This window comes from Methylophaga sp. UBA2012 (genome assembly GCF_002335235.1).
In the GTDB taxonomy this organism is placed as follows: Bacteria; Pseudomonadota; Gammaproteobacteria; order Nitrosococcales; family Methylophagaceae; genus Methylophaga; species Methylophaga thalassica.
Window position 1 is genome coordinate 249,146 of record NZ_DDCG01000002.1, and the last position, 11,814, is coordinate 260,959.

The 11,814-nt window shown below is 42.1% G+C and carries 9 protein-coding genes; all 9 read left to right on the plus strand.

Annotated features, from left to right (window positions below; genetic code table 11):
• Positions 1-4 precede the first annotated feature (4 nt).
• Positions 5-1,078: a radical SAM protein gene (locus B2248_RS02895; RefSeq protein WP_273178872.1), complete on the plus strand. Its 1,074-nt coding sequence runs from the start codon at positions 5-7 to the stop codon at positions 1,076-1,078.
• On the plus strand, positions 1,078-2,679 hold the full coding sequence (locus tag B2248_RS02900) for a tetratricopeptide repeat protein (protein ID WP_273178871.1): 1,602 nt from the start codon (positions 1,078-1,080) through the stop codon (positions 2,677-2,679). The genes B2248_RS02895 and B2248_RS02900 overlap by 1 nt, the downstream gene beginning before the upstream one ends.
• A gap of 56 nt (positions 2,680-2,735) precedes the next feature.
• Positions 2,736-7,247, plus strand: coding sequence for a glycosyltransferase (locus B2248_RS02905; RefSeq protein WP_273178870.1), 4,512 nt, complete (start codon positions 2,736-2,738; stop codon positions 7,245-7,247).
• 125 nt (positions 7,248-7,372) lie between these two features.
• Complete coding sequence (locus B2248_RS02910; RefSeq protein ID WP_273178869.1) at positions 7,373-8,167, plus strand: flagellin; 795 nt, start codon at positions 7,373-7,375, stop codon at positions 8,165-8,167.
• A gap of 189 nt (positions 8,168-8,356) precedes the next feature.
• Positions 8,357-9,148, plus strand: coding sequence for a flagellin (locus tag B2248_RS02915; protein ID WP_273178867.1), 792 nt, complete (start codon positions 8,357-8,359; stop codon positions 9,146-9,148).
• A gap of 90 nt (positions 9,149-9,238) precedes the next feature.
• On the plus strand, positions 9,239-9,637 hold the full coding sequence (locus tag B2248_RS02920) for a flagellar protein FlaG (RefSeq protein ID WP_273178865.1): 399 nt from the start codon (positions 9,239-9,241) through the stop codon (positions 9,635-9,637).
• Between the two features lie 52 nt (positions 9,638-9,689).
• A complete protein-coding gene (gene fliD, locus B2248_RS02925) occupies positions 9,690-11,048 on the plus strand; it encodes a flagellar filament capping protein FliD (RefSeq protein ID WP_273178863.1) in 1,359 nt (452 codons plus the stop codon).
• Between the two features lie 31 nt (positions 11,049-11,079).
• Complete coding sequence (gene fliS / locus B2248_RS02930; protein WP_273178861.1) at positions 11,080-11,478, plus strand: flagellar export chaperone FliS; 399 nt, start codon at positions 11,080-11,082, stop codon at positions 11,476-11,478.
• Between the two features lie 2 nt (positions 11,479-11,480).
• A complete protein-coding gene (locus B2248_RS02935) occupies positions 11,481-11,783 on the plus strand; it encodes a flagellar protein FliT (protein WP_273178859.1) in 303 nt (100 codons plus the stop codon).
• Positions 11,784-11,814: the final 31 nt, after the last annotated feature.

An 11,814-nucleotide genomic window follows, 5' to 3' on the forward strand; every position in this document is an offset into this window, starting at 1 on the left:
AGAGATGGCAAATATTGCTAAAGAAGTGACTATTGAAAAGCGCACATCTATTCACACTCAAATAGCGATGCCGACTGATTTTCAAGTTCTACAAGTCGGAATCACAACACGGTGTAATCAAATTTGCGGTCACTGTCCAAGAGAGACCCGCTATGAGGGAATGTCTACGATGTCCTTACCTCAATTTGAGAGCTATCTGAGCCAGTTTAATTCAGAGAATTTTAATAGCCTCATTGTCAGTGACTTTGGGGAGATCACCATTGTGCCCAAAATTCTCGATTATCTAAGAGTGGCTAAGGAGCAAGGCTTTAGAGGTCGACACTTTGTTACCAATGCGACACGAAAGGATCCCAAATTCTGGCAAGCGGTTGCTGAAGAACAACTCGTCTCCTACATGATTATTTCACTGGAAGCGACTTCTGATCCTCTTTACCAGAGTATTCGTGGCCATACCTTTGAACATTTTAGAACTGTTCTAGGCCAGATTTCTGATGCTTTTCACGCTGTGACGCCTAAGATTCCATTTATTATGAATGCGGTGTGTATGAGAGAGAATCTCAGCGACTTGCCAGCTATTATCAGACTCGCAGTTGAAGTCGGCGCAAATGAGATGATTTTTGTGCATCTGAACCCTACAAACTATGCCAATATGAGTTCAGATAAGCTTTGTGTTGATGACCAACATCTAGACAGTTGTGATAGGGAAGAAGTACTTAATACTTTCAGAGAAGTTATTGCCATTGCAAAAGCGAGTAACATCAGATTGACATTGCCTGAAAAATTTCCTGAACTGACAGGCGATAATAACAAGGATAAAAAAGTCCCTTACCAGAAATATTCTCGCGAAGGGTTACGTTGTAATAGTCCCCTGAATTGGGTGCAAGTTGGTTTGAGTGGTGAGGTATACCCTTGTTGCCAAATGTCACAACGTTCAAGCATGGGCAATTTGAATGTAGAGTCTTTTGAATCTCTTTGGAATGGTCAAAAATATCAACGTCTTCTGGATGGATTAATGGAAGGGGGAGAGCCATTAGAAGTGTGTAAGCAATGTAACGTTTTTAACGGCAAGAATTTTTGATGGCAAGTCATTTCACCAGACTGGTCAGGGCTTATGGTAGACATGGTTACCAAGTTCGCACTGGTTTGAATCCTTATTACATGGATAACCCTGACGAGGGGTTTACTGCTCTGGTTAAGGATGGCGAGCTACTGAGTACAGGAAGAGGTATATCCTTTTCAGAAACGTTGTTTTTGGAAGAGCTTTTAAGTTTGGCAAGCAACATCAAAAATGTTCTAGTCATAGGTAATGCTTTTGGATGGAGCACCTTAATTACAGCAATGTGTCTTCCAAAGGCTAAAGTTGTCGCAATGGACGCGATGATTGAAGGACAGCAAGTTCTTGAAGGAAAGAAGCTGACCCTTGCCATAGCTGCAGAAGAAAAGCTAAACGTCGACGTTATTGATGCTTGCTCACCAGCTGACACTATGTCCACGGTTAACAAGCACTTGGGAGGAGAAGTAGATTTTGTCCTTATCGATGGTCTTCATGCTAACCCCCAGCTAATTAAAGATTTCTCAGAAGCGATCAAATTTGCTTCTTCAAATTGTCTCTTTTTTTGTCATGATGTCCTCAATTGGCATCTGTTAGAGGCCATTAATTTCATTGAGGAATCTTCTCGAGTTGACTCAGTTGTCATTCTTAATCGTCTATCATCAGGGCCAGCTGTCGCTTTCTGTTCCTCTCCTACATCGGAAATTGCTGAGCTAGTTGAGATGTATCATGACGCTACGGTCAATATTCCAGCGTATGTTTTTGAACACGGAGGCAATATTCATCATCCGGGGGAGCGTTTAGGCAAACGCTTAGCTCGTCAATATCATAACTCGATGATTGAGTATGTCCGTGCGACAGATAATCTATCACCACAAGAGATGACTGATATTTTATCTCAATGGTGTCAGTTCTATGACTCTAATCCGGAAGTTCACTTTAATGCTGGCGCATGTCTCATTGATCATCAACTATGGCAGGAGGCCTTACCGTATTTCTTGAAGGTTATTTCTCTCGATCCAGAATGGGCGGAAGCATATCATCACATTGCACGAATTTATGTTGTTTCAGCTAATGACCTAATGGCAAAGAAATACTTCGAAAAAGCAATAGCTGTCAAACCGAACTGGTATCCACCACGATTTGAGCATGCTCTATTGCTAGCGCGAGAAGGTAGCTTCTCTTCCTTTCAGGGCTGGCTTGAACACGAAAAGCCTGAAAAAATCATCGAAGTCTTTTCTCACGTGAAACGTGAGTTTCCTCAGTCTGTACTTCCATGGGAAAAGTGGATATCGAGTATAGAGAGCCCAGAGAAATTGAATGAAGCCATCTCATGCTTGATGCGGTTAATCGATAATGAGCCAATAAATGGCGGAGCAAGGAAAGCGCTTGGGTTAGCACATAAAAAGAGAGGAGCAATAACGGAAGCCATTGATATTTTTTTAAGCTCAGTCAGTGAAATTCCTGAGTGGCCTGGTCCCGGGGTTTTATTTGAAGCAGCTCAATGTTACCTAGAGTTGAACAATAGCGCCCAAGCTCGTGATTGCTTGATGCGTTGTCTAGCCATCCGGCCCGGTTACAATGAAGCAGAATTACTGTTGAGAGAGTGCCGTCTCACGACATCATAAAAGTTAACTTCCTACGAACCATAGCAACTTAGTTTGTAAAAAATATGAGCATGAGTATGTCAGCTAAAAAAGTAAGAGTCATATCACTTCTCTTTGATGCCCCAGTAACCAGAATGATGACTGAGAGCTTTTTATATTCATGGATGCTTCACTCTGGGCTTGAAAGTAAAGACTTGGCGTTTACATTTCTTGTTCGTGCTGATTCACCTATGAATATTGGTGATTTTTTAGCTGAGTACCAGTATCAATTTGATATTAGTGTTGAGGTCGTGCCAGATAAGTATCTCCAGCAATATGGTGATTGTTGGCCTTTAAGTTTTATTGAGTATGACTGGGAAGAGAATATATTCATATACTCACCACTCAATGTTGTGCTATCGAACAGCGTTTCGCATCTGATTCAAGAAGTCGAGGCATCGCACAAATCTGTAGTAACGGCTTTCCCCGAAAGTGATTCTAAGCAAAAAGATAGTAACAATCAGCAAATGTCCAGCAAACAGAATAGCCAGTCACAAGTTGTGTTTATGTGGTTATGGATTACCGAGCGTCAGAAAATACAACTTTATCGTGATTCATTTAGGCAGTTGATTCAAGCGCATGACTTAAATGCGAGTGGAATTGAATATCCAATCTTGCTTAAGCGTCTGGCTGCTATGTTTACTCAGTTTATGGCTGACAAGCAATATACTGAAATATCTAGCTCTCGATTTTCTATTCTTAATGACTATGACGACACTGAAACCACTCGACAATCAAAAGATATTCTTTTCTTTGTTAATGACTCGAAGTTGATGACTGAGGATATTTTTACGAGTACATTTTCATTTGAACGCTTTCTGGAAAGAACTGAACTATCTGATAGCTGGCTGTTTTTTCAGAGAGTACTTCGACAAATTTATCATGTAGTCCATTCCCAGCGAGATTATTCATTCCACTTAACGTCTAGATCACCTTATTATATCTACACAAAAGGTTTAGGTTTTCGTCAAGGATCTGCTGGTATCAGGGCACTTTACTATCTGTGTCATGCTCTTAATGAAGCTGGAGCGGAAGCATATCTCGTTGGTGCTGATATCCAGGATAATAGTTTAAGAACGCCACGACTGTCTCTAAATGATGTAGAACGTCATCGTCGCTTAGATAGCCAGCCTATCGTTATATATCCAGAAGTGGTCCACGGCAATCCTCTCAAAGCACCTTTTGTAGTCCGGTGGTTGTTAAATAAGCCGGGGTTTGTTGATGGTGATGAGAGCTTCGATCTGAGTGAATGGATCTATACGTATACGCACGACTATGTTCCTGAAGGGATGCGCTTTCCTCAATTAATCGTACCTGTCGTTAACAGCCAGATTTTCCATAATGATAACAACCCATTCGATAATAAGCGTGAGGGTAAATGTTATTACGCCAATAAGTATCTAGCCAAAGGAGGACAACTCACAGAAGAGGTAAAAGGCGCAAGGAGTGTTTGTCAAGATGTTCGTATGACGCATGCTGAGCTTGCAGATATTTTTAGAAAATCTGAACTCTTATATTGCTACGAACCTTCTGCGATCATACGTGAAGCATTACTATGTGGTTGTCCTGTTGTCATGTTACAGAATGATTTGTTGAGTGATAACCTTACATACCCTATTAGTGGGCCGGGCATAGCAGAAGCACCTACAATTGAAGAAATTAGTCGAGCAAGAGAAACCATTCATCTTGTTGCAGAAGAGGAAATGGTTTTCTTAAATTTTTGCCGTAATACCATTCAGTCATTTATCCGCGATACTCAGGCTAATGCCAAGAAAACATGTGAAGTCATCGATTACAGTTGGTATCAGCATTTAGATGCTTTAGTGGATACAGATGATATAAAGTCTGTCGTTATTTCACCAACGTCTAGAATGACTACGAATGGACTTTGGTTGACAAGAAATGCACCTAGTGAAGCCTCTGTCTCGGGTATGGCTGAGAGAATGGTTAATTCTTGGAGAAAACAGCCAAGTTTTCATTTAATATCCATTGTAAATGCTCATGAAATTAGCCGTTTATCCGAAACGCTTGAGGCATTAGAGCAGCAGCTCTATCAAGCTTGGGGTTTAACTATTCTAAGTAATACCCCGGCCCCGGATGCTTTTTCCTATGTGCCTGAGAATATTGAGTGGATTCGGATCACAGGTGCAAGTCTCAATGAAGATATTGAACATGCTGTTTCAGCCGCTCAGCTTGATTGGATTATGCAATTAATTCCCGGTGATAAGTTAGCGCCACATGCTTTATTGAGCTTTGCGGATACGATTAACTTAGAGACAAAAGCGCAGTTTATCTATAGTGATGAAATAGTCGATGAGTCTAAAGCTGATATCTGGTTCAAACCTGAGTTCAATCTTGATTATTTAAGGGCCTATTCATACTTAGGGCGTTCATTTATTGTTAGTAGGGAAGCCTTTGAACAGGTCGGTGGTTATTCAAACTTGGCTTATGTGCACACCACGGATATGGCATTTAAGGTGTATGAGCAGAATCAGCAATCAGCGTTTTCTCACATTCCCGATGTATTGCTCACATCAGTTCCATTAGACGTTAATAAAGAGCTATTGGCCGAAAATGAATGGTTGACTCGCCATGCACATCTAAACAGGCTTGGTGTTTCTGCAACGATATCGAACCCTAAAAATAAACCGCGATTTCAGACGGTCTACAGCACGAAAAACCAGCCGAAAGTTTCTATCATCATTGCTCATCATAATCACGTTTCCTTCCTTGCCCGTTGTTTGGAAGAGTTAGAGCTCAACACGACCTATATCAACTATGAAGTGGTTGTTGTAGATGTCATGAGTGATGTCGAAGATCTTGGGGATGTGTATGCTGAGATGTCAGAAATGTGGGGAGAACGTTTTGTCTCAACGCGTTTTGAACAGAAAAACTACTCGGCAGCTATTAACCATGGTGTGAAAATCGCTAGTGGTGATTACATTGTTGTTATGTCCTGCTTTGCTATGGCTGTGAACGGCAATTGGCTAAATGAGATGATGCCATTGTTGACCAGAGAGGATGTCGGGGTTGTTGGTGCTCGAATCCTCGATGACAAAAATAATGTCATTCATGCAGGTGGCGTGTTCGGAATTACTGATGATGTCAGTGGTATGTTTCAGGGGCTGGATATTACAGATTCTGGTTACATGGAGCGTGCACACTGTATTCAGCAATATTCCTCTGTGTCATCAGCTTGTTTCGGTATTGAAAAACAGGCATTTATTGAAGCTGGTTGCCTGTGTGAAAACGTATTTTCAGATACGCGTTACTCGGTAATGGATTTATGCCTCACAATTCAGCAGCAGAGTAAAAAAGTTATCTGGTCACCTTATGTCACTTTATTTCAGGATAAAAAGTTGGCTGAACAGTCAAATGGCGTGGCTGATTACCACCCACTTAGAGAAGATGTATTGGTCGAGAAGTGGTCTCAATTATTCACTCATGATCCTTTCTACAATGACAACCTGAGTTTACGTTCCCGTTTTTTTGCACCTGAGGTAGATATTCAACGGCAGTGGGACCCACGATTTCATGACAAAACACGTGTAGTTGTATTTCCTATCAATGGTTCAGGCTCGGGTATCTACCGAATGATTGCGCCAATGCAGGCTTTGGCAGAACGAGGTGATGTTGAATTAACATGGATGCCATTTCATGAGTTTAAAGAACAGCCCTTATTGCCGACATTACACGAGCTAATGCGGCTAGAGCCAGATGTGCTTTATGTGCAACAAATGTTGAGTGACGTGACCTACGAATTTCTAAAACAAGTCAAAGCGCACACGCAAATCAAAATTGTTTTTTCCTTAGATGACTTGGTCACCAACTTACCAAAAATGAGCGAGAGAAAAAAACTGGTTTTCCGGGATATGCGTTCAAGGCTCAGAAAAACACTTGCCTTATGTGATCACACCATTGTCTCGACTCAACCATTGGCGGATTTATGCCGTCAATATACGGACAATGTCACAGTTATTCCTAATCGGCTTGAGAAACGGCGCTGGTTAAACCTATCGTCATCAGAGAAAAAGACTCATAAAAAGCCCCGAGTAGGTTGGGCTGGGGCACATCAGCATGCTGGCGATTTGGCCTTAATGTCTAATGTGGTTCAATCATTAGCAGATAAAGTAGATTGGGTTTTTATGGGCATGTGCCCACCTGAACTAAGGCCTTATGTGAAAGAATTCCACCAATTCGTATCGTTTAATCAATATCCCCAGGCTTTAGCTGATCTTGATTTGGATCTGGCTCTTGCACCTTTAGAGGAACACCCTTTTAACGATGCGAAAAGTAATTTACGGCTGCTCGAGTATGGCGTCATGGGCTGGCCAGTCATTGCCAGCGATATCTATCCATATCAGCAAGATGGCGCGCCAGTGACATTGATTCCAAATGATGAGGAGGTATGGATAGAAACCATTCTTGCCGCTTTAGCCGAACCGGAGAAAATTGCCGCTCAAGGACGGCAGCTTCAAAATTGGGCACGTCAAAAATTTATCCTTGAAGATCACTTGGATGAGTGGTTTAAAGTGTTTAAGTGTAATTAAAACAATTGGTTAAAGGTTTTTGTGTTGACCGATTAAAAAACTGGTACGCAAACTGCTTTACTCCCATCGAGTCTGATAACCCCTTGTGGTCACAGGCAAATAATATTTGAAATGGGAGAATTCAAATGCCATTAATCGTAAATACTAACCTTGCGTCGCTTAATGCGCAGCGGAACTTAACCAAATCGCAAGGTGATCTTAATACCGCTTTACAACGTCTTTCTTCTGGTCTTCGTGTTAATAGTGCCAAAGATGATGCCGCAGGCTTATATACAGCCGAACAAATGACTGCTGATATCCGCGGTGCGAATCAAGCAGCGAGAAATGCCGCAGACGGTATCTCATTTGCCCAAGTCGCAGAAGGGGCTCTTGCTGAGATTACTAATAACCTACAACGAATTCGTGAAATTGCTGTGCAGTCTGCTAACGGTACTGTCACGGATAGAAATGGTCTTCAAGCTGAGGTTACTCAACTTGAATCGGAAAATAAACGGATTATTGATACAACCCAGTTTAATGGGCAAAAAGTGTTGGGTGGCGTAACTTTAACCTTTCAAGTGGGCGCTGATGCTGCTGATACCGTTACTGTTACCGCAACTGCTGCTGCTACAACAGCAGCAGTCGTTTCAACATCAGCAGGTGCATCGACAGCGCTCGGTACCTTAGATACCGATATTAATAATCTTAGCCAATTACGTGCCACGTTCGGTGCGATTCAAAACCGTTTTGAAGCCGTTATTTCTAACTTACAAAGTCTGTCTGAAAATACCAGTGCAGCTCGTAGCCGAATTATGGATGCTGACTTTGCTGAAGAAACAGCGAAATTAACACGTGCTCAAATTTTACAGCAAGCGGGTACTTCTATCCTTGCGCAGGCGAATACCTTGCCTCAGAACGCCTTATCCTTGCTTCAGGGCTAAGCTGAAAAAAGTAAAATGTGAACTGGGTCAGACTTTTGCAAAGTCTGACCTATTTTTTTGTAAATTGTCTTAAAGAAAATCTCACTCCCTGCCGCTAATGTTTTCGGAGGCGGTAAAAACTAGAAAATTCATAGTTTGTCCGCCATGTATAAAGCGAGCATAGCTCGACCCTATGAGGGAGTAAATCTCATGGCATTAGTAGTCAACACAAACATTGCATCATTAAATGCGCAACGTAACTTAACTAAATCTCAAAGTACTCTGAATACATCGTTACAACGTTTGTCTTCTGGTTTACGTGTTAATAGTGCGAAAGATGATGCAGCAGGCTTATACACAGCTCAACAAATGACAGCAGATATTCGTGGTGCGAATCAGGCTCAACGTAATGCTGCTGACGGTATTTCTCTAGCCCAGGTTGCTGAAGGTGCGTTAGCTGAAATCAGTAACAACTTACAACGTATTCGTGAAATTGCGGTACAGTCTGCTAACGGTACAGTAACCGACCGTACAGGTCTGCAAGCTGAGGTAACTCAACTTGAAGCAGAAAATAAACGTATCATTGATACAACCAAATTTAATGGAACAGCTGTTTTAAGCGGATTGAATACTGTTATCCAAGTTGGTCAAGATGCCACTGATACTGTAGCTGTATCAGCAACTGCTTTGACTACAACTGCTGCTGCTGTTAATACTTCAGGTGGTGCAACTACTGCCTTGGGTACATTAGACACTGACATTAATACAGTGAGTACACTGCGTGCGACTTTTGGTTCGATTCAAAACCGTTTCGAAGCGGTTATTTCAAACCTGGCAAGCTTCAGTGAAAATACTACAGCTGCACGTAGTCGTATCATTGACGCCGACTTTGCTGCTGAGACTGCTGCTTTGACTAAAGCGCAAATTCTGCAACAGGCTGGTGTGTCAATCGTATCGCAAGCTAACGTTATTCCTCAGTCAGCATTATCACTGTTGGGATAATAACAAAAGGATGAAACGCATGAGCCTGGTGGGTAAACTACTCTCCAGGCTTTATGCCGTTTACAAAGTATTTAGATTAGGAGGAAGACAATGGCTAATAATGATCTGTTAGTGCAATCTGCCCTTCAATCAGTGCAAAACAATGTTACTAGTCAGTCTAAACCGGTTACGCAATCTGTTCAGACTGAGACTGTTACTGAATCATCTGTTCAATCTCAAGCTTTCCAGAAAGAAGCTGAGAAGCAGAATAGCCAGCAGCAACAACGTACAGACGATTTGCGTGATAAGGTGGCTCAACTTAACGATTATATGCAGAACATGAACCGAAACCTGCAGTTTAGTGTCGATGACAGTAGTGGGGATACGGTGATTAAAGTGATTGACTCAGAAACTGAAGAGGTGGTCAGACAGATCCCTTCAGAAGAGATTCTTGAGGCAAGACATGCTGCGGAAAAGTATCGCGGTATATTGTTAGAAACAAAGGCTTGATTGGCTCAAAACTTGCTGCAATTTTGCAATTAAGTTTAGGCGGAGAATTGACATGGCGACAATTTCATCATTAGGCGTAGGAACGGGACTCGATCTAGAGAGCATTGTTACAGGCTTAATGGATCTTGAGCGTCAACCGCTCGACAGACTCGAGAGCAAACAGAGTATTATCAACGCACAGATCAGTGCTTATGGTTCGTTCAAGAGTAAACTCGATTCTTTTCAAACGGCAATGGCGTCGTTGGCAAATGCATCCAGTTTTAAGGTGTTCCAGGCTAACTCTCAAGACGAAGATCTGTTCACGGCAACGTCCACCAGTGCGGCCAGTGCAGGCTCCTACAATATCGATGTGACCCAGATAGCGACTCGCGACAAGTTGGCTTCATCCGCATTTACTGATTACAACAGCACTGTGGGTGAAGGTACGCTAACGATCAGTGTGGGGGGGGAGAGCTTCGATGTCGCGATAGACTCCAGTAATAGCTCCCTCGCAGGTATTCGTACCGCTATCAATAATGCTTCTGATAACACTGGTGTGACTGCATCAATCATCACAGATGACAGTGGCGCCAGATTAGTTCTCACATCAAACGAAACAGGTACTGAAAACGCCATCAGTGTGTCTGTGAGTGGTGACAGTGATGGCAATGATACTGATACGTCTGGTTTATCTGCTTTCGTATACAGCTCGGGTGGCACCCAAAACCTCTCTGCCATCTCGACGGCGAAAGATGCCATTGTAGAAATTGATGGCTTTACAGTGACCAGTAGCTCAAACTCGATTGCTAATGCTATTGATGGTGTCACGTTGAATGTCAAAGATGTGGGTAGTTCCACATTAGACATCACGCGTAATGATGAAGCGATTCTTGAGTCAGTTAATGAGTTTGCATCCGCATATAATGCACTGATGACTGAAATTAAATCTCAACGAAGTGGGCAGTTAGAAGCTGACAGTACGCTGCTAACGATAGAAAGTCAGATACGTAATGTGTTTAATTCAGGTGCTAGCATCACTGGTTCAAGCTTTAGTTATTTAATCGAAGCGGGAATTTCATTGGATAAAAATGGTGTGATGACGGTGGATGAAGATAAAGTCAATGAGGTGTTAAGTTCAGACTTTAACTCATTTGCTAATTTATTTTCAGCTGAAGGTGAAGGCTTCGCTAACCGTTTAGAGTCTCTAGCTGATACCTGGTTACAAACAGATGGACTGATTGACTCCAAAGAAGAAGGGCTCAATGCGCGTTTAAAAAGAATGGATTCGCAAAAAGAGCAAATGGAATCACGTCTTGAAATGACGGAAACACGTTTGCGTGCTCAGTATGCAGCCATGGATACATTGGTCAGCAGTTTACAATCACAGGGCAATTATTTGATTTCGCAACTATCCGCGATGAACTCAAATTAAGTAGAATGATTCTTATATTAAGGATTGGAGTATGCAGGTAATGGTGAATAAAAAAGCGATGGAAGGGTATGGCCGTGGTGCCATAGAATCTGAAGTAAATTACGCTTCACCCTATCGAATTATTCAGATGCTAATGGAAGGAGCACTAGCTCGCGTCGCGACTGCAAAAGGATGTATTGCCCGCAATGAAATTGCTGAAAAAGGCCATCAGATTTCATGGTGTATCCGGATTGTTGAAGGATTGAAAACCAGCTTGGATGCTGAAAAGGGTGGAGAGATTGCTGCTAATTTAGACTCTTTGTATGACTACATTACAAGGCGTTTACTTGAAGCCAATGTGAGTAATGACGTAGCCATTTTGGATGAAGTCACCAAGTTACTCGAAGAGATAAAAGCAGGCTGGGATGGCATTCCCCCTGAGTTTCACTAGCTATGTCTGAGATAACACGTCTAAAACAGGTATTAAGATTAACTGAGGACATGAGTGCTGCAGTGAATGCTGGCAAATGGAGTGATGTCTCCACTCTGACAAAGCTAAGAGCAGAATTAATGGAAAGTATCTTTCCCCTTGATAATAATGTTGACGAGTCAGAAGCGCGTCCATTAATAGAACAAATTGTTACGCTAAATCAGAATGTTGAGCAACGTTGTCGTGATGCAAGACAAACGATCCAAACCGAGTTAGGCCAGTTTAATAAAAACAAAAAAGTGGCAGCAGCTTACCAATCTAACTAATACGTCACATCTCGCTTAAATTTAACCCGTC

Coding starts and splice junctions, on each gene's coding strand:
- B2248_RS02895 (WP_273178872.1), top strand. CDS start 5: ATGGCAAATATTGCTAAAGAAGTGACTATTGAAAAGCGCACATCTATT.
- B2248_RS02900 (WP_273178871.1), top strand. CDS start 1,078: ATGGCAAGTCATTTCACCAGACTGGTCAGGGCTTATGGTAGACATGGT.
- B2248_RS02905 (WP_273178870.1), top strand. CDS start 2,736: ATGTCAGCTAAAAAAGTAAGAGTCATATCACTTCTCTTTGATGCCCCA.
- B2248_RS02910 (WP_273178869.1), top strand. CDS start 7,373: ATGCCATTAATCGTAAATACTAACCTTGCGTCGCTTAATGCGCAGCGG.
- B2248_RS02915 (WP_273178867.1), top strand. CDS start 8,357: ATGGCATTAGTAGTCAACACAAACATTGCATCATTAAATGCGCAACGT.
- B2248_RS02920 (WP_273178865.1), top strand. CDS start 9,239: ATGGCTAATAATGATCTGTTAGTGCAATCTGCCCTTCAATCAGTGCAA.
- fliD (WP_273178863.1), top strand. CDS start 9,690: ATGGCGACAATTTCATCATTAGGCGTAGGAACGGGACTCGATCTAGAG.
- fliS (WP_273178861.1), top strand. CDS start 11,080: ATGCAGGTAATGGTGAATAAAAAAGCGATGGAAGGGTATGGCCGTGGT.
- B2248_RS02935 (WP_273178859.1), top strand. CDS start 11,481: ATGTCTGAGATAACACGTCTAAAACAGGTATTAAGATTAACTGAGGAC.